Raw genomic sequence first — 21057 nt, forward strand, 5'->3', positions numbered from 1 at the left:
TCGCGGCCCGGAGCGAAGCGGAGGGCACATGGGCAGAGCACTTTTCACCACCGGCGAGGCTGTAGCCGTCGAACTGCCCATCGCGCGGATTCCGACGCGTGCCGCGGCGTTCCTGCTCGACCTGATCGTGCAGTTCATGCTGGGTGTGACGCTGATCCTGCTGTTCCGGGCGCTGCTGGTGTGGATCGGCGCGGACGCCGCCTGGCTGGACGCGGCGCTGCTGGTGGCCCTGGTGTGCGCGGCCATCGGATATCCGGTGGTGTTCGAGACCCTCACCCGCGGGCGTTCGCTCGGGAAGATGGCGGTCGGGCTGCGGGTGGTGCGCGCCGACGGCGGGCCCGTCGACTTCAAGCACGCGGTGACCCGGGGCCTGGCCGGGATCGTCGACTTCTGGGTGCTGGGCACCGGTCTGATCGCCGTCGTGGTGTCGCTGTGCTCGCCGCAGGGCCGCCGGGTCGGGGACGCGCTGGCGGGCACCGTGGTGGTGCACGACCGCAGCCGCCTGCCGTTCGCGGCGCTGGCGGCGCCGCCGCCGTGGCTGGCGGGCTGGGCGCGGCAGCTGGACCTGTCGGGGCTCTCCGACGAGCAGGCGTTCGCGGTGCGGCAGTACCTGCTGCGGTTCCGCACCCTGACCCCCGACGTGCAGGATCGGCTGGGCCGGGCGCTGGTGGTCTCGGTGTGCGCGAGCCTGCGCACCGCGCCCCTGAACGGCTATCCGCCGCTGCAGATCCTGGGCGCGGTGCTGGCCGAGCGGCAGCGGCGGCAGTTGCCGCCGCCGTCCTTCCCCCGGTGGCAGCCGGTCACCCCGCCCTCGCCGGTCACAGCGCTCCGGTCCGTTTGAGTTCGAGGTATTCGTCGGCGAGCGCCCCGGGCAGCAGGTCCGGCGGCGCGGTGATGACGCGGACGCCCGCGCGGCGCAGGGTCTCCCGGGCCACGGACTCCTCCGCGATCACGTTCTCGGCGGCCGCGGCGGTGTAGAGGTCGGTCAGCCCGGTGCGGTGGATGGCGGCGGCCGCCACCTCCGGGTCGGTCACCGACACCACCAGCACCCGGTGCCGTTCGGCCAGGACCGGCAGCACCGGCCGCAGGCCCTCCTGCACGGTGGCGGCGTTGAGGTGGGTGAACCAGACCACCAGGCTGCGGCGGCGGGCCCGTTGCAGGGTGGCGCGCAGCATGCCGCGGTAGTCGGTGTCGGCCAGTTCGGGGGTGAGTCCGGCGAGGGCGTGCATCAGCTTGAGCTGCAGGCGTTTTCCGCCGACGCCGCGCACCTCGGTGCGCAGCCGCCGGTCGTAGGCCAGCAGGTCCACCGAGTCGCCCCCGGCGGCGGCCAGCCCGCCGAGCAGCAGGGCGGCTTCGATGGCGGCGTCGAGGCGGGTGCCGCCGCCACCGGGTGCACTGTCGGCGCAGCCGATGCGGCCCGCGCTCACCCGTCCGGTGTCGAGCAGCATCACCACGTGCCGGTTGCGTTCCGGCCGCCAGGTGCGGACCAGTACGTCGTTGGCGCGGGCGGTGGCCCGCCAGTCGATGGTGCGCACGTCGTCGCCCGCGACATATTCACGGAACGAATCGAATTCGGTGCCCTGGCCGCGAATCGTGGTGGTGTTGCGGCCTTCCAGCTGCTGCAACTGCTTGACCTTGGAGGCCAGCAGCGGTTCGCTGCGGAACGGCGGCAGCGCCCGCAACCGGGCGGGCACCTCGCGGCGCACCTGGCGTCCGGCCAGGCCGAGCGGCCCGAGCAGGCGCAGCGTCACCGGACCGGCCACCCGGTCGCCGTGATAGGCGGGGGTGAGTTCGGTGCGCAGCCGAATCCTGGTGTTGGGCGGCAGGTGCAACGGATGCGTGCGGTGCCGGGCGTGGGCGCTGGGCGGCCAGTCGTCCCACAGTGTCCCGCGTACCGGCCGGGCGCCGCCGTTGAGCACCGCCAGTTCCACGTCGATGCTGCGGCCCGTGCGCACGCTGGTGAGCGGCTCGCGCGAGAGTTCGAGCGCGCCCGGCGATCCCAGCAGCAGCAGATCGAGCCCGATGAGCGCGGCCAGCGCCAGCGTGGCGACCAGTACGCCGAGCCACGACGGCAGCACCAGCGTGACGAACAGGGCCGCGAGCACCGCGGCGGCGGCCAGGCGGCCGGTGACGACCACCGGCTACACCGGAACCGGGACGGACATCAGCAGCGAGGCCAGCACGCCCTCGGCGGTGACGCCCTCCACCTCGTGTTCGGGCCGCAGGTGCAGTCGATGCCGCAGCACCGGCGTCGCAACGGCTTTCACGTCGTCGGGGGTGACGTAGCCGCGGCCGTGCAACCAGGCGAAGGCCCGCGCGGCCGCCATCAGCGCGGTCGCGCCGCGGGTGGACGCGCCGTGCGCCACGGCGGGGGAGGTGCGGGTGGCCCGGCACAGGTCCACGGTGTAGGCGAGCACCTCGGGACTGATGGCGACCTGGGCGACCGCGGCGCGGGCAGCCGCGATGTGCGCGGGACCGGCTACCGGCCGCAGTCCGGCGGCGGCCAGGTCCCGGGGGTCGAAGCCGGCGGCATGCCGTTGCAGGATGCGGAATTCGTCGTCGCGCCCGGGCAATTGGACGTCGACCTTGAAGAGGAACCGGTCCAGCTGCGCTTCCGGCAGCGGATAGGTGCCCTCCTGCTCGATCGGGTTCTGGGTGGCGACCACCACGAACGGGTCCGGCAGCGGCTGCGGCACGCCGTCCACCGAAACCTGGCGCTCCTCCATCGATTCCAGCAGCGAGGACTGGGTCTTGGGCGGGGTGCGGTTGATTTCGTCGGCCAGCAGCAGGTTGGTGAACACCGGGCCGCGGCGGAAGGTGAACTCGGCCGAGTGCGGATCGTAGATCTGGGAGCCGGTGACGTCACCGGGCATCAGGTCCGGGGTGAACTGGATGCGGGCGTGCTCCAGGTCCAAGGCGGTGGCCAGGGCCCGCACCAGCAGCGTCTTGGCCACGCCCGGAACGCCTTCCAGCAGCACGTGGCCGCGGCACAGCAGCGCCAGCACCAGGAACATGACGGCGTGGTCGTTGCCGACCACGGCCTTGCCGATCTCGGCGCGCAGGGCCAGCAGCGCCTGCTGCGCGTCCTGCGTGGTCGGCGCCTGACCGTCGGTCGCCGGGGTGCCGTCGTGGTGGGCGTCCACCACGTCCTTGGACAGGTTGGTCACAAGACCTCCGCTTCGATCCATTCGAGTTGTGCCGCCACGAGTTCGAGGGTCTCCCGGTCGGTGACGGGGGCGTAGAGGGCGGCGCGGAGGACAGCCGGGTCCGCGCCGGTGCGGACGGCGATCGCCCCGACCACCAGTTCCTCCGGGGTGTCGGCGGTGACGCCGAGCACGGGGCGCAGCCGGCGCAGCGCCGCCGCCCGCAGTTTGGCGGCCACATGGTCGTGGTCGCGGGATTTCCGGTACAGCCCGGCCTGTCCGGCCAGCAGTTCCTGGGCCGGGGCCTCGACCGGCAACGGTTCGCGCACGATGGCGCCGCGCCTACGGCCGCGCCACCACAGCACCGCGACCCAGGCGATGAGGAACTGCAGACCGCCGAAGGCCAGCCAGCCCGGCAGCCGTTCGAAGATGGAGTCCTCGCCGTCACCGAAGTTCGGCGGCGGCAGGTCCGGTTCCCGGCTCGGGGTCGGCGGATGTGTCGGCGGCGTGTCCGGATGGGGCGGCGGTGCGGGCGTGTGCCCGGCATGGGTGACCACGTACACCAGTGCGACGACCGCCAGCAGCGCGGCGAGCGCCGCCCACAGTCGCCAATCCCGCAGCAGCTCCGGCAGTTCCGGGCGCTCCCGGGCGGGTTTGTCCTTGGCGGTCTTGGTCTTGCGTACCTTGCGTTTCTCGGTGAGCTCGACCGGCCCGTCCTTGGGCGGCGGCGCGCTCGAGAACCGGTCGGCCTGTTCGAGCTGCCGGTACTCCGACTCGGTGGCGTACCGGCCGCCGTAGACGACCTCGTCGAAACTGTGTGCCGCCGAGGGCAGTTCACCCGCGTCGCGCACGGCCGCGGTGGCGGCCCGCGCCGTCTCCCGCGCGGTGCGCGCCCGCTCCTCGTCGAGGATGCCGCGCTGTTCCAGACCTCGGGTGACGGCGCGATACCGTTCACGCAGTGCCACCCCGAAGTCGCCGCGCCGGGCGGCCTCCTCGGCCGCGGCCAGGTGCGCGGCGGCCGGGCCCAGCGCGGGTTCGGGCGGTGCGGCGTGCGGAATCTCGGTCATCGGGCCCCTCCCGTGGGTACCCGGATGTCCCAGGCTTCGCGGCGGCAGCGCCGGTCCACATAGGTCACGACCTGGGTGGCGGATTCCACCAGCTCGCCGATCGCCACGATGAGCAGAGCCACGGAGACGATCAGCACCGTCACCGTCCCGCGGTGGGTGCCGGAGAAGTCGGTGATGAACCGCGGCAACGCCAGCAGCGGCACGATGAGCACCAGCAGCAATAGGCGCAGGTACAGCCACAGCCCGACCAGCTGCCATTCCGCGCCGCCCGCAAGCAGTTTCGCCCGCCGGGCGGCGTCGCGGTAGCCGATCGAGCCGTCGAAGACGCTGGGCGCCAGCGCGAATCGCCGTCCACGCAGCCAGGCCAGCCAGATCACCGCGAACGGCGCGGTGAACATCAGGGGAGCGCCCACGGCCAGCACGCCGACCCCGATCAGCGTGTACATCACCTGGTAGGCGAGCAGCGGTCCGGCTCCGGAGCGCATCCGCCGCAGCACGCCACGCCAGGTGGAGGGCCTGCGGTACACGACATCCAGTCCGGCCGGCACGGTCACCCCGCGCACGAAAAACCGTAGCCCCCAAGCGCACAGCAGGCTGGTGAGCAGCGCACCCCAGAAGGTTCCGAGGTCGGAATCACCGGTGATCGCCGCGGCGGCCGCGGTACCCGCGACGGCCACCAGCACGGCGGCCACCCAGGCCACCCCGACCAGGGCCGCCAGGATCGTGATCCGGGCCTGGATCAGCGCGAACGGCAGGTCCAGCAGTTCCCGGAACTGCATCGGGCGAATCGGAACAACCGGCGGTTCGGTCGAAGTCGGTTCCCCCACCGAGCCGGTCGGCGAACCGACGGAGTCGGCGGCGGTCGGCAACACGGGCCCGAGTCTATCCGGACTCGGGCCCCAGCAGCCGGGCGACGACCTGGCGATACATGTCCGGTTCGATCGGCGGCATTCCCATCAGCGCGCGCAGGTAGACGCCGTCGCCGACCAGCCGCACGATCTCGGCCCGCACCGGGTCGTCGATCTCGTTGTCCAGGGCCGTCTTCCAGGAGGTCATCACCTCGGTGATGGCCCGGTCGGTCTCGGCCTGGGCGCCGTCGGCCGGGGCGTCGACGGTCCGCATGGCGGCGAGCATGGAGCGGTACAGCGCGAGTTCGACGGCGTCGGATTCGTTGTCGGGGTGCGGCGCCTGCAGGTACCACTCGGCCACCGAGCGGCCCTGTTCGATCGCGGCGCGCACCTGCTGGTCGGCCCGTTCGGTGACGCGGCGGAGCAGTCCGGCGAGTAGCGCGTCCTTGCTCTTGAAGTGATAGAGGAGCCCGCCCTTGGAGACGCCCGCGGTGGCGGCGACGTTCTCCAGGGTCACCTGGGACAGGCCCTTGTCGAGCAGCAGGTTCTCGAGCGCGTCGAGGATCCGGTCGCGGGTGCCGGCGGGGTCGCGGGTGGTCACGGGGGTTGACTGTACCGGCTGGACGGTTCAGGCTGTTACTGTACCGTCTGGACGGTTCAGAACCGAAAGAGAAAGCTGATGACCACCCACTCGACCGCGCGTTCCGGAACTCCTTCGACCCTCGACCGGCCCGTGACCCCGCACGCCGCGCCCAAGGCCCGGCCCCGGGACTGGGCCGGCCTCGCCGTGCTGGCCCTGGCGCTGCTGCTGATCGCCGTCGACGCCACCGTGCTCGACCTGGCGGTCCCCTCGATCACCGCGCACCTCGCGCCCACCACCCCGCAGCTGCTCTGGATCATCGACGTCTACTCGTTCGTGCTGGCCGGCCTGCTGGTCACCATGGGCACCCTCGGCGACCGCATCGGCCGCCGTCGCCTGCTGCTCATCGGCGCGGCCGGATTCGCGGCCGCCTCGGCGCTCGCCGCCTGGGCGATCAGCCCCGAAATGCTCATCGCCGCCCGCGTCCTGCAGGGTGTCGCCGGTGCGACCCTGATGCCCGCCACCCTGGGCCTGATCCGGTCCATGTTCGCCGACGCCCGCCAGCGCACCCTGGCCATCTCGGTCTGGGGCGCGATGGCCGCCTCCGGCGCGGCGTTCGGCCCGCTGCTCGGCGGCTGGATGCTCGAGCACTTCTGGTGGGGCTCGGTGTTCCTGGTGAACCTGCCCGTCATGGCGCTGCTGCTGGTCCTGGCACCGATCCTGGTACCGGAATCGCGCGACCCCAACCCGGGCCGTTTCGACCTGGTGAGCGCCGGACTGTCGATGCTGGCCCTGATCCCGGTGGTGTACGCGGTCAAGGAGTTCGCCGCCCACGGTCCGAGCCTGAACCTGCTGATCAGTGCCGGTGTCGGTGTGACGGCGGGCGTGCTGTTCGTGCGTCGTCAGCGCGGGCTGTCGGCTCCGCTCATCGACCTGGACCTGTTCCGGCTGCCCGCCTTCCGGGCCGCCGTGTTCACCAACCTGCTGTCGGTGTTCGCGTTGGCCGGGGTGCTGTTCTTCGGCTCGCAGTACCTGCAGCTGGTGCTGGGCAAGTCACCGCTGGAGGCCGGCCTGCTGCTGATCCCGGGCACGGTCGGCTCCATGCTGGGTGCGCTCGCCGCGGCCTGGCTGGTCCGGTACTGGCGTCCGGCGACCGTGCTCGCGGGCTCGCTGGCGACGGTCGCGCTCGGCGCGGGCCTGTACTGGCTGCTGCCCACCGATCCCTCGGGTTCGGTGACCCCGTTCATCGTCGGTTTCCTGCTGATCGGACTGGGTGAGGGTGTGGCCCTGACGGTGTCGGCCGACATGATCGTGAGCACCGCGCCGGAGGCGCGCGCGGGCAATGCCGCCGCCATCTCGGAGACCGCGATGGAGATGGGTATCGCCCTGGGTGTGGCGGTGCTGGGCAGTGCCGTGATGGCCGTCTTCCGCGGCGGTCTGGACCTGACGCACGTGCCGTCGGGTCAGGCGGACGCGGCGCGCGAGTCGCTGGGTGGCGCCATCGAAACCGCCCGGGCGCTACCGGAACCCGCGGCCGGGGAGCTGTTGCACTCGGCGCACACGGCGTTCGTCAGCGGCATCCACGTGGCTGCCACGTCGACGGCGGTCATCCTGCTGCTGACCGCGTTCGTCGCCTACCGCGCGGCGACTCGCAAGACCGCGGTGGCGTAGTCGAAAAAGGCTGTGGCCCGGATGTTTCCGTGTTCAACGTGAAACATTCCGGGCCACAGCGCGTTTCCGCGGGTTACTCCTGGCCCTTGCCCGGCGGCAGTTCGCGCGGGGCACGGTAGTCGAGTTCGGGGTGGCGGCGACCCGCCAGCGCGTCCCGCTGCGGGGCCGCGGGCAGCGGGTAGCCCGGGTCCACCACGTGACCCTGGGGGAGCGGGGCGTATCCCGGGTAGGCGGCATAGGGCTGATCCACCACGGTGGAGGCCACCCGCTGCGCGTAGACCTGCTGGGGCGCGCCCTGCGGCAGGTATCCGTACTGCTGGGGCTGCGCGTACATCTGCTGCTGGTGCTGCTGCGGCTGCGCGGAATCCTCCGAGTCCACCGTGACCTTGCGCGTGCGGCGCAGGGTGAAGGTGATCTCCTCGGCCTCCTCGAACGCCTGCCGCACCGTGCGCAGCGGATGCGTGGCGGTGTCGATGGCATTGGCCACGAAGGACGGGACCAGCGGCCGGATCCAGCGGGCAGCGGTGTCGGTGAACGGCACGGTGCCGATGATCGGCAGTTCCAGCCCGCCCCCCTTGGCAGGCTGCGGCGCCGGCGCGGCGGGCGCGAGCGCGCCGCCGGACGGCACGGGGGCCAGCGCACCCGGGGTGAGCTGGGCGGGCAGGTTCGGCGACTGTGTCACGATCCCCTCTTGGGACACGGTGCTGTCCTTTCGATCTCCGGCCGCGGTCCCGGCCGGAAGTTCCAGTCTGGTGGCGGAGTCGAATTCGGCCACGGCGCGCTGCGCGGGCTCGGTGATGCCGATCTCGAAATTGCCGATGGCGGCGATGATGCGGGTGCGCTGCCGTTCCCGGTCGATGGCGGTGTCGGCGTGCGCGGCCAGCCGCGCGGCGGTGAGTTGTTGTTCCGCGCGCAGGTTTTCGGTCTCCACCCGCACCTCGGCCTGTTTGACGGCGATGGCGGTGGCGGCGGCCTGGTCGATTCGGTCGGTCTCGGTGCTGACCGCGACGCTGCGGTCGAATGCCGTCTCGCCGCGCCACCAGCGCAGCAGCAGCGGCAGCAGGGCGAGGGTGATCAGGAGCAGGGCGACGGCGAGGCGCAGGACGAACGCCCCGAAATGCCCTGTGGTGTAGTCGTTCACGGCCACCCAGCGCGCCCCGAGTCCGCGGTCGCCGTCGGTATAGGCGGCCTTGCGGGCGTCGGTGAGGGCGTTGTCCTGCGCGGTGACCTTGTCGTCGAGCCCGGCCACCTTGTTCCGCTCGGCGGTGACTTGGGCGCGCGCGTCGTCGAGCATCTGATTGGCGGTGCGCTCCTCGGGACCGCGTCCGGGGACGCCGGTCCGGGGGATTCCGTCGCAGTCCTGCGCCGGGTTGATCTCGCAGCGCGCGATCTTCAGTGCGGTCGCGACGTCTGTCTGTGCCTTGGTGATCTGCTGCTCGAGCGCGCCGCGCGCGGCTTTCGCCTGGTCCAGGTCGGCGCGGGCGGTGACCACGGCGGGCGCGGATTCCACTGCGCGCTGCGCGTTCTCGTCGAGCAGTCGGTGCACGGTGCCGGAGAACAAGAGGGTGCAGGCCAGTTCGGCCACCACCACCCCGGCCAGTACCGCGACGGCGATGCGCCCGGCGAATTCGGCGACGGCCCGCCGGTCCTCGCGCCGATCGGGCGTGGCCGCGGTGGCGAGAGCCCGGGACAGCGCCCCGACCAGGAAGGTGGCGATCAGCGCGATGGCCACGACACCGAGGGCGGGCCAGCCCGCGGCCCCGGTCGCGGCGGCGGTGATGCCTCCCGCGGTGACCGCGAACAGGGCCACCACCGCACCGGTGACGGTGTAGCCCGCACGCTCGGGACCGGCGGTGAGCTGCGGTTGCGCCCCACCCAGCCAGACCAGCAGGTCGCCGGGTCCGGCCGGGGAATGGACGTGGGGATCTGTCATGGGAGGCTCACATCCTCTACGTCCCAGGTGGTTCGGCAGAGCGAAACTGTCGCTGATTCGTTGTCTCAGCGTGACAGGCGTCCGGCGGTTACACCGACCGCGGCGGGTGTGATGTGGCCAGGCTCACATCGCCCCTTTTCGGGCCGCCGAGGTGGTGTTGATCACCTGCGTCCGGTCTCGGATATCGCCGAAAACCGAGTCGGGAGACAGATTTACGGTTTGCTGAGCGTGTGCTGAATCCCACATTCAGGAAAAATTCCGTACGGTCCGCACGTTGCGAGCCCATGTCTCCCGGGTGGTCGCCGGAGCGACGGAACTTGTCCGGAAAGTTAGCGGCCTAACGCCCGGTTTGCCGGATCCGCTTGTGGGGAAACCTGATTCATTGCAGGTGGGAGGCAGTCTGGAGCTGCGCTGGACCGTCCGGCCGTCGACCTCGCGCGGGTGCGTCACAGTGGTGAACTCAACTGAAACGCACGGGCACCCCTGCTTTACACTGGAGAACGCGCGTGTGTTGGAGGACCGGATGTAGAAGCCCAGCTAGAAGCTGGAATTAGCCTTACCTGAGTTGGTTGGGCTCCAGTCCTGACTTATCGTTTGCTCTTACGCCGAACTACACAATTCGGTGTATCTCCCCATACGGACAGAGGCCCGATCGGTGCTCAGCCTAGCGGGCGAGAACGGCACGGCGTGTAGCGAACGCGTAAGAGTTCCGTTACCACCGAGCACCCGACTAGGTAATCGAAGCGGGTGGACAACTGCAAAGTTGACTGCACGGAGTGACCATCAGCGCCGCTGGTCTCCGAAACGTCCGGACGCAGTCCAGACCGGAGGCGTTCGACGAAGGCCGCATTCTTCGAAGGCCTGTTTTTTGTGAAGGCAGAGGCATGACGCAACTTCCTGGCCACAGGTCCCCTGGACCCATCGGGCTCTATGACCCGGCGAATGAACACGACGCCTGTGGTGTCGCATTCGTCGTCGACATGCACGGCCGCCGCAGCCGCGACATCGTCGACAAGGCTATTACGGCATTGCTGAACCTGGAGCACCGTGGTGCGGCCGGCGCCGAACCCAACTCGGGTGACGGCGCGGGCATCCTGATCCAGCTCCCGGACAAGTTCTTCCGTGCCGTGGTCGACTTCGAGCTCCCCGCCGAAGGTTCCTACGCGACCGGTATCGGCTTCCTGCCGCAGGCACGCCGCGAGGCCGCCCGCGCCGGGTACGGCGTCGAGAAGATCGTGCGCGAGGAGGGCCTCGAGGTCCTCGGCTGGCGCGAGGTCCCGATCGACGAGTCGTCGCTGGGCGCGCTGTCGCGCGACGCCATGCCGACCTTCCGGCAGATCTTCATCGCCTCCCCCAAGGGCGGCGCCGAGCAGCTCTCCGGCATGGACCTGGAGCGCCGCGCCTACGTCATCCGCAAGCGCATCGAGCACGAGCTCGGCAAGTCGGGTGCCGGCGAGGGCGCGACCGGCAAGGAGTCGGTCTACTTCCCGAGCCTGTCCGGCGAGACCTTCGTCTACAAGGGCATGTTCACCACCCCGCAGCTGCGGGCGTTCTACCTGGACCTGCAGGACGACCGGGTCGAGTCGGCGCTGGGCATCGTGCACTCGCGCTTCTCCACCAACACCTTCCCGTCGTGGCCGCTGGCGCACCCGTTCCGGCGCGTCGCCCACAACGGTGAGATCAACACCGTCTCCGGTAACGAGAACTGGATGCGGGCCCGTGAGGCGCTGCTGAACTCCGACGTGTTCGGCACCGACTCCGAGGGCAACAACCGCCTGGAGAAGATCTTCCCGGTCTGCACCCCGGGCGCTTCGGACACCGCGCGTTTCGACGAGGTGCTCGAGCTGCTGCACCTGGGTGGCCGCAGCCTGCCGCACGCCGTGCTCATGATGATTCCGGAGGCGTGGGAGCGCCACGAGTCCATGACCCCGGAGCAGCGCGCGTTCTACCGCTACCACTCCTTCCTCATGGAGCCCTGGGACGGCCCGGCCTCGGTGTGCTTCACCGACGGTTCGGTCGTCGGCGCGGTGCTGGACCGCAACGGTCTGCGCCCCGGCCGCATCTGGGTCACCGAGGACGGCCTGGTCGTGCTGGCCTCCGAGGTCGGCGTGCTCGACATCGACCCGGCCAAGATCGTCTACAAGAAGCGCCTGCAGCCCGGCCACATGTTCCTGGTCGACACCAAGCAGGGTCGCATCATCAGCGACGACGAGGTCAAGTCGACGCTGGCCGCCGAGTTCCCGTACCAGCAGTGGCTGGACGAGGGCCCGACCAAGCTGAGCGACCTGCCCGACCGCCCGCACGTGCACATGTCGCACGACCGCGTGCTGATCCGCCAGCAGATCTTCGGATACTCCACCGAGGAACTGAACATCCTGATCTCGCCGATGGCGCAGACCGGTGGCGAGGCGCTCGGCTCGATGGGCACCGACACCCCGATCGCGGTGCTGTCCTCGCGGCCGCGCCTGCTGTTCGACTACTTCTCGCAGCTCTTCGCGCAGGTCACCAACCCGCCGCTGGACGCCATCCGCGAAGAGGTCGTGACCTCGCTGCGCAGCATGGTGGGCCCGGAGGCCGACCTGCTGAACCCGGGTGCCGAGTCCTGTCGTCAGATCACCCTGACCCAGCCGATTCTGGACAACGACGAGCTGTCCAAGCTCGTCCACATCAATGACGACGGCTCCCGTCCCGACCTGCGTTCGGTCGTCGTGCACGGCCTGTACCCGGTGAAGAAGGGCGGCAAGGGGCTGCGCAAGGCCATCGAGGCCGTGCAGCGTCAGGTCTCGGCGGCCATCGACGGCGGCGCGCGCATCATCGTGCTGTCCGACCGCGAGTCCAACGAGAAGCTGGCCCCGATCCCGTCGCTGCTGCTGACCGCCGCGGTGCACCACCACCTGGTCCGGGAACGCACCCGCACCAAGGTCGGCCTGGTCATCGAGGCCGGTGACGCCCGCGAGGTGCACCACATGGCCATGCTCGTCGGCTTCGGCGCGGCGGCCATCAACCCCTACATGGCCTTCGAGTCCATCGAGGACATGCTGGAGCGTGGCGCGCTGCAGATGCCGGGCAGCATCGGCGATCACGCGGCCGACTTCAAGAAGGCCGTCTACAACTACAACAAGGCGGCCGGCAAGGGCGTGCTGAAGGTGATGTCCAAGATGGGCATCTCCACCATCGCCTCCTACCGTGGCGCGCAGCTGTTCCAGGTCGTCGGCCTGGCGCAGGAGCTCGTCGACGAGTACTTCACCGGTCTGCGTTCGCCGCTGGACGGTATCGGCCTCGACGACATCGCCGACGAGGTCGCGCAGCGGCACCGGATCGCGTTCCTGGAGAACCGCAACGAGCGCGCGCACCGCGAGCTCGAGATCGGCGGCGAGTACCAGTGGCGTCGTGAGGGCGAGTACCACCTGTTCAACCCGGACACGGTGTTCAAGCTGCAGCACGCCACCCGCTCGGGCCAGTACAAGGTCTTCAAGGAGTACACGAAGCTGGTCGACGACCAGTCGGAGCGTCTCGCCTCGCTGCGCGGTCTGTTCAAGTTCAAGAACGGGCACCGCAACCCGATCTCGATCGACGAGGTCGAGCCGGCGTCGGAGATCGTGAAGCGCTTCTCGACCGGTGCGATGAGCTACGGCTCCATCTCGGCCGAGGCCCACGAGACCCTGGCCATCGCCATGAACCGCCTGGGCGGTCGCTCGAACTCCGGTGAGGGCGGCGAGCACCCGGCGCGCTTCGAGCCGGAGGAGAACGGCGATTGGCGCCGGTCCGCGATCAAGCAGGTGGCCTCGGGCCGCTTCGGCGTGACCGCGCACTACCTGACCAACTGCACCGACATCCAGATCAAGATGGCGCAGGGCGCGAAGCCCGGTGAGGGCGGCCAGCTTCCGGCCCACAAGGTGTACCCGTGGGTCGCCGAGGTCCGGCACTCCACCCCGGGCGTCGGCCTGATCTCGCCGCCGCCGCACCACGACATCTACTCGATCGAGGATCTGGCGCAGCTGATCCACGACCTGAAGAACGCGAACCCGCAGGCGCGGATTCACGTGAAGCTGGTCGCGGAGCCGGGCGTCGGCACCGTCGCCGCGGGTGTCTCGAAGGCGCACGCCGACGTGGTGCTCATCTCCGGCCACGACGGTGGTACCGGTGCGTCGCCGCTGACCTCGCTGAAGCACGCGGGTGGCCCCTGGGAGCTCGGCCTGGCCGAGACCCAGCAGACCCTGCTGCTCAACGGTCTGCGCGACCGCATCGTGGTCCAGGTCGACGGTCAGATGAAGACCGGCCGCGACGTCATGATCGCCGCGCTGCTGGGCGCCGAGGAGTACGGTTTCGCGACCGCTCCGCTGGTCGTCTCGGGCTGCATCATGATGCGCGTCTGCCACCTCGACACCTGCCCGGTCGGCGTCGCGACCCAGAACCCTGTTCTGCGTGAGCGTTTCACCGGCAAGCCGGAGTTCGTCGAGAACTTCATGCTCTACGTCGCCGAGGAAGTCCGCGAGCTGCTGGCGTCGCTGGGTCTGCGGACCCTGGACGAGGCCGTCGGCCGGGTCGACCTGCTCGACACCACCGCCGCCAAGGCGCACTGGAAGGCCGCCAAGCTCGACCTGTCGCCGATCCTGGACGACGTCGAGACCGCGTTCATGTTCCAGGACCGCCGCCGCACCAAGGACCAGGACCACGGCCTGGACAAGGCGCTGGACAACGAGCTGATCGCGCGTTCGGCCGACGCCCTGGAGCGTGGCAAGCCGGTCAAGTTCGACTCCAAGATCACCAACGTGAACCGGACCGTCGGCACCATGCTCGGCCACGAGGTGACCAAGCTGTACGGCGGAGTCGGCCTGCCGGACAACACCATCGACATCACGTTCACCGGTTCCGCCGGTAACTCGTTCGGTGCGTTCGTCCCGGCCGGTATCACCCTGCGGGTGGTCGGCGACGCCAACGACTATGTCGGCAAGGGTCTTTCGGGTGGCCGCATCACGGTGCGCCCGTCCGACGACGCGCCGGAGTCCTACGTCGCGGAGCAGAACATCATCGCGGGCAACGTGATCCTGTTCGGCGCCACCAGCGGCCAGGCCTTCCTGCGCGGTGTGGCCGGCGAGCGCTTCGCCGTCCGCAACTCGGGCGCGACCGCGGTCGTCGAGGGTGTGGGCGACCACGCCTGTGAGTACATGACCGGTGGCCGCGTGGTCATCCTCGGTGAGACCGGCCGCAACTTCGGCGCGGGCATGTCGGGCGGTATCGCCTACGTGTACAACCCGAACGGCACCTTCGAGGCCAACCTCAACACCGAGCTGGTCGACCCGGAGCAGCTCTCGGCCGATGACGCGCAGATCGTGCACGACATCGTCGCGCAGCACCGCGACGAGACCGGTTCGGCTGTCGCCGAAGGCATCCTGGGCGACTGGTCGCAGCAGGTGACCAAGTTCGTGAAGGTCATGCCGCGCGATTACAAGAAGGTCCTGCTCGCCATCTCCGAGGCCGAGAAGGCCGGCCGGAACGTGGACGAAGCCATCATGGAGGCAGCTCGTGGCTGACCTCATCTCCGCGGTGCAACGCAGCACCATCGTTGTTCCGTGCGCGCAGCGCATTAGTCAGGAGTTCGTAAATGGGTGACGCACAAGGCTTCCTGAAGCACACTTCCCGGGAACTGCCCAAGCGCCGTCCGGTTCCGCTGCGACTGCTGGACTGGAAAGAGGTCTACGAGGAGAAGTTCTCCCACGAGACCCTGCAGAAGCAGGCCAGCCGCTGCATGGACTGCGGTATCCCCTTCTGTCACAACGGCTGTCCGCTCGGGAACCTGATTCCCGAGTGGAACGACCTGGTGTACAAGGGCGCGTGGAAGGAGTCGTTCGATCGGCTGCACGCGACCAACAACTTCCCGGAGTTCACCGGCCGCCTGTGCCCGGCTCCGTGTGAGGCGTCCTGCGTCCTGGGCATCAACCAGGATCCGGTGACCATCAAGCAGGTCGAGGTCGAGATCATCGAGAACGGTTTCGACGAGGGCTGGGTCACCCCGGTCTACCCGACCCGTCTCACCGGCAAGCGCATCGCGGTCGTCGGCTCCGGCCCCGCGGGCCTGGCCGCCGCCCAGCAGCTGACCCGGGCCGGTCACACCGTGACCGTGTTCGAGCGCGACGACCGCATCGGCGGCCTGCTGCGCTACGGCATCCCGGAATTCAAGATGGAGAAGCGCTTCATCGACCGCCGCGTCGCGCAGATGGAGGCCGAGGGCACCATCTTCAAGACCAGCGTGAACGTGGGCGTGGACATCACCGCCGACCAGCTGCGCAAGCAGTTCGACGCGGTCGTCCTGGCCGGTGGCGCCACCATCGCGCGTGACCTGCCGATCCCGGGTCGCGACCTGGACGGCATCCACCAGGCCATGGAGTTCCTGCCGCTCGCCAACCGCGTGCAGCTGGGCGACGAGATCACCGACGAGGACGGCCTGCCGCGCATCCACGCGCGTGGCAAGAAGGTCGTCATCATCGGTGGCGGTGACACCGGCGCGGACTGCCTGGGCACCTCGCACCGTCAGGGTGCGGAGTCGATCCACCAGTTCGAGATCATGCCGCGTCCGCCGGAGGAGCGGGCCGCCTCGACCCCGTGGCCGACCTACCCGCTGATGTACCGCGTCTCCTCGGCTCACGAGGAGGGCGGCGAGCGCGTGTTCTCCGTCAACACCGAGCGTTTCGTCGGTGCGGACGGCAAGGTCAACGGCCTGCAGGCGCACGAGGTGAAGATGGTCAACGGCCGCTTCGAGAAGGTCGACGGCACCGACTTCACCCTGGAGGCGGACCTGGTGCTGCTGGCCATGGGCTTCGTCGGCCCGCAGAAGAACGGCCTGCTCGAGGGTCTGGGCGTCGGTTACGACCAGCGCGGCAATGTCATGCGTGACAAGGACTGGGCCACCACGGTGCCCGGCGTCTTCGTCGCCGGCGACATGGGTCGCGGTCAGTCGCTGATCGTGTGGGCCATCGCCGAGGGCCGCGCCGCGGCCGCCGCGGTGGACAAGTACCTGGAGGGGGAGACGGCGCTGCCGTCCCCGATCACCCCGACCATGGTCGCCCAGCGCTGATCCGCAGCCACTGAGCGAACGCTCGAAGGTGCCCCCGGACCTCGGTTCGGGGGCACCTTTTGTCATGCCGGGACACTTTTGGTCATGCGATAAACGTATGTGAAATGTTTACTAGTCAGTAGCTTCGAGTAGTTTTCGCAAACCCTGGACAGGGGACCAGTTACACCTGTTTACTTACCCCTCGTGTGGAGTCCACCTCTCCGAGTCGTCCGCAGCGCTCGGTAAGTATGGATCGGTCCCGGAGGATCTCGGGACATCTTTGGAGGAAAAGTAATGTTCCGTAATCGCCGCGCGGCCGCAATCGCGACTTCTGGCGCAATGGTTTTCGCCGGTATGGGCATGGCCGTCATGGAAACCGGCGTCGCGTCCGCCGAAGGCACCTGCGCCATCAGCTCGCACGCCGAGAAGAAGGATGCCAGCACCGTCGGCATCACCATGACCTACGACAAGTCGGTCAACGGTGACTCGATCGGCGTCGGCACCACGGCGACCTACAAGATCGTCGTCGGCACCACCGGCATCGGCAACCCGTACGTCAACACCATCACCGACTACCCGCCGTCCGGCTTCGGCGCGCCGCTCGAGGCCAGCGTCACCGCCTACCACCTGGCCGGTGGCCAGCGCACCGAGGCGGTCACCCCGGAGCCCAACGGCGGCGGCTGGAAGGTCACCAACCCGGGCTGGTTCGTGAACTCCGGTAACCCGGTCACCTACACCATCACCTACCGGGTGCCCACCAACCTCTCCGGTGGTCAGCAGGTCACCAGCGGTGGCATCGGCGTCGCCGGCACCGTCGGCGTCAGCAACAGCCTGCCGAACCTGACCGCGTGCTTCACCGCCCGCCCGAACACCGTCGGCGAGTCCGCCCTCGGCAGCCTGAACAATAACGGCCTGGGTTCCTCGGACGGTCAGACCAGCTCGACCGGTTCGTTCTCCGACATCATCTCGGACGCGATCCGCAAGTACATCGGCAGCTGATTCCCGACCGGGCCGATTCGATCGATAGGAACACCCGTACCGATGCGCACCCGTAAGTCACCGGCACTCACCGCGATTGCGGGCCTGGCGTTCTCGCTGGCCCTCACGTTGTCGCCGGAGGCCATCGGTACGGCCACGGCCGATCCCGCGAATTCCGCGGAATCCCATCTCGTTTCGATCGATCGGCCCGGACAGCGGCAGGAAGAGTTCAAGGTCTATTCGGCCGCCATGGGTCGGGAGATCACGCTCCAGGTCCTCACCGCATTCGACAACAGCGTGCCCCGTCCGACGCTGTATCTGTTGAATGGCGCGGGCGGCGGCGAGGACGCTGCGACCTGGTATCGGCAAACCGATATTGTCAGTTTCTTCTCCGACAAGAACGTGAATGTGGTATCGCCGGTCGGCGGTAAATTCTCGTATTACACCGACTGGCAACAGGATGACCCGGCGATCGGCCGCCAGAAGTGGGAAACCTTCCTGACCGCCGAACTGCCGCCCATTATCGACAAGGCGCTCAACACCTCCGGCGCGAACGCCATCGCGGGCGTCTCCATGTCCGCGACCTCCGCGTTGAACATGGCCATCCTCGCGCCCGATCGCTACCGCGCGGTCGCCGCCTACAGCGGGTGCGCCTCCACCGCCGATGACAACAGCCGCAAGTACATTCAGATGGTGCTCGACCGCGGCGACGCCGACTCCCGCAATATGTGGGGTCCGCCCGGCGACCCGGACTGGGCCCGGCACGACGCGGTGATCAATGCCGAGAAGCTGCGCGGCAAGGCGCTGTTCATCTCCAACTCCACCGGGCTGCCCGGTCCGATGGACACCTTGGACTCGCCGTCGATCGGCGGCCGCCCGGCGACGCTGGCCAACCAGATCATCCTCGGCGGCCTGATCGAGGCCGCGACCAACGGGTGCACCCATCAGCTCGCCGACCGGCTGGGCGCGCTCGGTATCCCGGCGCAGATCGAATTCCGGCCCTCCGGAACGCATTCCTGGCGGTACTGGGAGGACGCGCTGCACCGCTCCTGGCCGATGCTCGAGGCCGCGCTTCAGGGCTGATCCGCCGGGGTTGCCGGATGTTGCTGCGCCGGTGAAGGTTCGGCCGGAATCGGACGTCTTGGCCCGCTCGCCTGGCATTGCTGACTAGGCCCCTTTATGCTAGTCGGCGGTGTGTCGCTGATCTCGTCGACCAGTTTGTTTCGGTGAACTCATACGGGGCGGTTACGTGGGTTAACCCGGAGTGCACCGGAGTGTCATCCGGCGACCGCACCATGATCGGGAATACGGGACGCGTGAGATGTCCCGGCACAAGCGTGAACTGGAGCAAGGGTGCGGTTGAAGAATATTGTCGCGGCTGCGGGGGCAGCGGCGAGCGTGCTCATGTCGGGAATCGTCCTGGGCAGCGGTCCCGTTTCGGCGGACCCGGGGTGCCCGCGTCTCTACACGGTCGCCGTCCCCGGCACCTGGGAGACCGGCCACGACAAGGACCCCAAGCCCGGCATGCTGGCCACGGTGACCAATGGTCTACCCGGTGAGGTCGACTACGTGACCTACGCGGCGACCGCCTTCCCGTGGGAGGGCGACATCTACGCCGCCTCCAAAAAGGAAGCCGTCGACAACGCCCGCGGTCTGGTCCAGGCCGTGGCCGCGCGGTGCGCGGGCACCAAGATCGCCATCACCGGTTACAGCCAGGGCGCCGACGCCGCAGGCGATCTCGCCGCCGAGATCGGCACCGGCCACGGCGTGGTGCCGCCGGATCGCGTCGCCGCCGTCGCGCTGATCTCCGACCCGCGCCGTTCGCCCGCCGACGCCCAGATCGGTCCGTTCGCCCCCGGCGCGGGCGCGGGCGGGCCGCGCGCCGGCGGCTTCGGCTGGGTCAGCGACAAGGTGCGCACCGTGTGCGCCCTGGGCGACCTGTACTGCTCCACCGAGGAGACCGACTTCGTCACCCGCTTCGCGGGCTTCCTCGCCCAGGCGACCAACCCGAACAACTTCAACCCGTGGCAGACGCAGCTCGAGTTCGGGTCGATCCTCAATGACCTGATGGCCCAGGGCGGTTTCGGCACCCTGCAGGCACAGCTGGCCGAGGGCGCCGACAGCGAGTACGCGCACCAGCTCGAGCAGTTCTACCGCAGCGGCAAGCACACCAGCTACGGCAGCTACGGCGTCGGCGGCGGCCAGACCGCGCTGACCTGGATGCACAACTGGATCGCGACCAACGCCTGATCCTCGGGTGAGAGGTCCTGCGCCCCAGGACCGCACCGCATCGAAAAGGCCGCTCCCATTCCGGGAGCGGCCTTTTCGGCTGTCTGCGGGTGATCTAGCCGAAGGAGCCGGTGGGCGGCAGCGCGGGCGCGGGGGCGGGGTCGTTGTTCCAGCCGTTGTTGTTCCAGTCGCCGTTGCGGTTCCAGTCACCGTCGTGATCGCGGTCGTGGTGATCGCGGTCGCGGTCGCGGTCGTGGTCGCGGTCGTGATCGTGGTCCCACGGCCCGTTGTCGTCGATCTGCTGGGCGACGACGGGGGCGGTGGTGTCGGCGGGGGTCGCCGCGTTCGCCGGGAGGGCGACGACGGCGAGCGGGATGGCGGCCAGGAACCCGGCCGCGGCCAGACGCAGGGCGAGACGACGGCGGGGCTTGTGGAGGGCGGACATCGTGGTGCCTTTCTGTCGGGATCGCGCGCCGCGGGGGGAGCGGCGCACGAGTCCCATCGAAAGGCCCGGCCCTCCGGGCTGTGTGAGATCGGGCTGGGAGTCGGCTGAGCGTCCGTCCGTCCGTCCGGTCAGGGCAGGGCGCGTTGCGCGCGCGGCAGCAGGTCCCAGACGTGCCCGTTCTCGTTGACCGTGGCGGCGGTGCGGCCGCCGGTGCGCGAGTACAGGATTCGGGTGATCGAGCAGTAGTCGATCGGGAAGGTGAGCGGCCGTGCGAGTCCCAGTACATCCTGCAGCAGCACGTTGATCACGCCGCCGTGCGCGAAGACGACCACGGTGTCGGCGGGCGCGGCGGCCGCCACGATGGCGGTGACGCTGTCACGCACCCGCGCGATGAAGGCGTCACCGTCGATCTGCTCGGGCAGGTACCCGGCCTTGATGCGCGCGTAGGTCTCCTGGAAGTCCCGCTGCGCGTCCTCGATCGGGATGTACATCGGCAGGTCGCGATCGTATTCGGCGAGCCCGTCCACGATGTCGATGTCGAGCCCGAGCTTCTCCGCGGTGGGTCGCGCGGTCTCGCGGGCCCGCAACTGCGGGCTGCTGACCACCCGCGCGATCCGGTGCTGGGAGAGTGCGGCCGGAACCCGGCCCGCCTGTTCGATCCCGAGCGCGGTGAGATCCGGGTCGGCGTGGCCGGATTCGGCCTGGACGCGCTGCGGCTGGGCGTGGCGGACGAGGATCAACTGCACACCCCCCACTCTGCCGCACCCGGCCCGCAGCGCACCCCGGGGGTGCCGGGGGTCAGCTCTTCTTGCGGCGCATCAGGTAGACGATGCCCAGGACGAGGATGACGATGCCGATGCAGCAGACGCCCAGGAAGCCCCAGAAGCTCATGCCGCGCTTGCTGCTGGAGCGGCGGGCGGCGGTGTTCTCGAGGGCGGCGTTCCAGGTATCGGGGTGCGTCCACACGTGGTGGTCCAGCAGTGTCGCCTGGGTCATGAGATCTAGGTAGTGCATGGATTCCCCAATCGGTGTGGCCGGTGGCCCTCCCGGGCCGAACTCCCAGATTAACCGGGGAGACGGCCGCGGGAATCAGGGTTTACCCGGGTCCT

At 69.4% G+C, this 21057-nt stretch carries 16 protein-coding genes; 7 read left to right on the forward strand and 9 right to left on the reverse strand.

Translation table 11 applies throughout. The features are described from left to right. Positions 1-28 precede the first annotated feature (28 nt). Complete coding sequence (locus ACFRAQ_RS23640) at positions 29-841, forward strand: RDD family protein (RefSeq protein ID WP_379103045.1); 813 nt, start codon at positions 29-31, stop codon at positions 839-841. Here the strand turns inward: ACFRAQ_RS23640 and ACFRAQ_RS23645 are convergent. From ACFRAQ_RS23645 to ACFRAQ_RS23665, 5 genes are read right to left on the reverse strand one after another with little or no spacing between them, the layout of a single operon-like run. Beyond that, complete coding sequence (locus ACFRAQ_RS23645; RefSeq protein WP_379103048.1) at positions 819-2138, reverse strand: DUF58 domain-containing protein; 1320 nt, start codon at positions 2136-2138, stop codon at positions 819-821. The two genes, ACFRAQ_RS23640 and ACFRAQ_RS23645, sit on opposite strands and share 23 nt — an antisense overlap. Before the next feature lie 3 nt (positions 2139-2141). Further along, a complete protein-coding gene (locus ACFRAQ_RS23650) occupies positions 2142-3143 on the reverse strand; it encodes an AAA family ATPase (protein ID WP_379103753.1) in 1002 nt (333 codons plus the stop codon). A 20-nt stretch (positions 3144-3163) separates the two neighbouring features. Further along, positions 3164-4210 (reverse strand): DUF4129 domain-containing protein, encoded by a 1047-nt coding sequence (locus ACFRAQ_RS23655; protein ID WP_379103050.1) that lies wholly within the window; start codon positions 4208-4210, stop codon positions 3164-3166. Further along, a complete protein-coding gene (locus ACFRAQ_RS23660) occupies positions 4207-5082 on the reverse strand; it encodes a hypothetical protein (RefSeq protein ID WP_379103052.1) in 876 nt (291 codons plus the stop codon). Before ACFRAQ_RS23660 ends, ACFRAQ_RS23655 begins: the two co-directional genes overlap by 4 nt. Positions 5083-5092: 10 nt before the next feature. Next, positions 5093-5659 carry a TetR/AcrR family transcriptional regulator gene (locus tag ACFRAQ_RS23665; protein WP_379103054.1) on the reverse strand — a complete coding sequence of 189 codons (567 nt, stop codon included), beginning with the start codon at positions 5657-5659 and terminating at the stop codon, positions 5093-5095. Between the two features lie 78 nt (positions 5660-5737). Here ACFRAQ_RS23665 and ACFRAQ_RS23670 point away from each other — a divergent pair, with 78 nt between their 5' ends. Then, entirely contained in the window at positions 5738-7309 is a 1572-nt protein-coding gene (locus ACFRAQ_RS23670; protein ID WP_379103056.1) for an MFS transporter, read from the forward strand. 73 nt (positions 7310-7382) lie between these two features. Here ACFRAQ_RS23670 and ACFRAQ_RS23675 read toward each other — a convergent pair whose 3' ends face one another. Further along, on the reverse strand, positions 7383-9242 hold the full coding sequence (locus tag ACFRAQ_RS23675; protein ID WP_379103058.1) for a DUF4407 domain-containing protein: 1860 nt from the start codon (positions 9240-9242) through the stop codon (positions 7383-7385). A gap of 884 nt (positions 9243-10126) precedes the next feature. On the opposite strand from ACFRAQ_RS23675, the gene gltB reads away from it, so the two are divergent. From gltB to ACFRAQ_RS23700, 5 genes are all read left to right on the forward strand, one after another. Beyond that, complete coding sequence (gltB, locus tag ACFRAQ_RS23680; protein WP_379103060.1) at positions 10127-14776, forward strand: glutamate synthase large subunit; 4650 nt, start codon at positions 10127-10129, stop codon at positions 14774-14776. A gap of 71 nt (positions 14777-14847) precedes the next feature. After that, complete coding sequence (locus ACFRAQ_RS23685; RefSeq protein WP_379103062.1) at positions 14848-16317, forward strand: glutamate synthase subunit beta; 1470 nt, start codon at positions 14848-14850, stop codon at positions 16315-16317. Positions 16318-16635: 318 nt separating this feature from the next. Beyond that, positions 16636-17295 carry a hypothetical protein gene (locus ACFRAQ_RS23690; RefSeq protein WP_357274979.1) on the forward strand — a complete coding sequence of 220 codons (660 nt, stop codon included), beginning with the start codon at positions 16636-16638 and terminating at the stop codon, positions 17293-17295. 42 nt (positions 17296-17337) lie between these two features. Then, the gene (locus ACFRAQ_RS23695) at positions 17338-18357 is read left to right on the forward strand and encodes an alpha/beta hydrolase family protein (RefSeq protein WP_357274981.1); all 1020 of its coding nucleotides are present in this window, start codon (positions 17338-17340) and stop codon (positions 18355-18357) included. Between the two features lie 321 nt (positions 18358-18678). Further along, entirely contained in the window at positions 18679-19524 is an 846-nt protein-coding gene (locus tag ACFRAQ_RS23700) for a cutinase family protein (RefSeq protein ID WP_379103755.1), read from the forward strand. 94 nt (positions 19525-19618) lie between these two features. Here ACFRAQ_RS23700 and ACFRAQ_RS23705 read toward each other — a convergent pair whose 3' ends face one another. From ACFRAQ_RS23705 to ACFRAQ_RS23715, 3 genes are all read right to left on the reverse strand, one after another. Beyond that, positions 19619-19948, reverse strand: a complete 330-nt coding sequence (locus tag ACFRAQ_RS23705; RefSeq protein ID WP_379103065.1) for a hypothetical protein — start codon at positions 19946-19948, stop codon at positions 19619-19621. 128 nt (positions 19949-20076) lie between these two features. Further along, positions 20077-20694, reverse strand: a complete 618-nt coding sequence (locus tag ACFRAQ_RS23710; RefSeq protein ID WP_379103067.1) for a histidine phosphatase family protein — start codon at positions 20692-20694, stop codon at positions 20077-20079. A 52-nt stretch (positions 20695-20746) separates the two neighbouring features. Next, the gene (locus ACFRAQ_RS23715) at positions 20747-20944 is read right to left on the reverse strand and encodes a hypothetical protein (protein WP_357274987.1); all 198 of its coding nucleotides are present in this window, start codon (positions 20942-20944) and stop codon (positions 20747-20749) included. Positions 20945-21057: the final 113 nt, after the last annotated feature.

The organism is Nocardia sp. NPDC056611, from assembly GCF_042792755.1.
In the GTDB taxonomy this organism is placed as follows: domain Bacteria; phylum Actinomycetota; class Actinomycetes; order Mycobacteriales; family Mycobacteriaceae; genus Nocardia.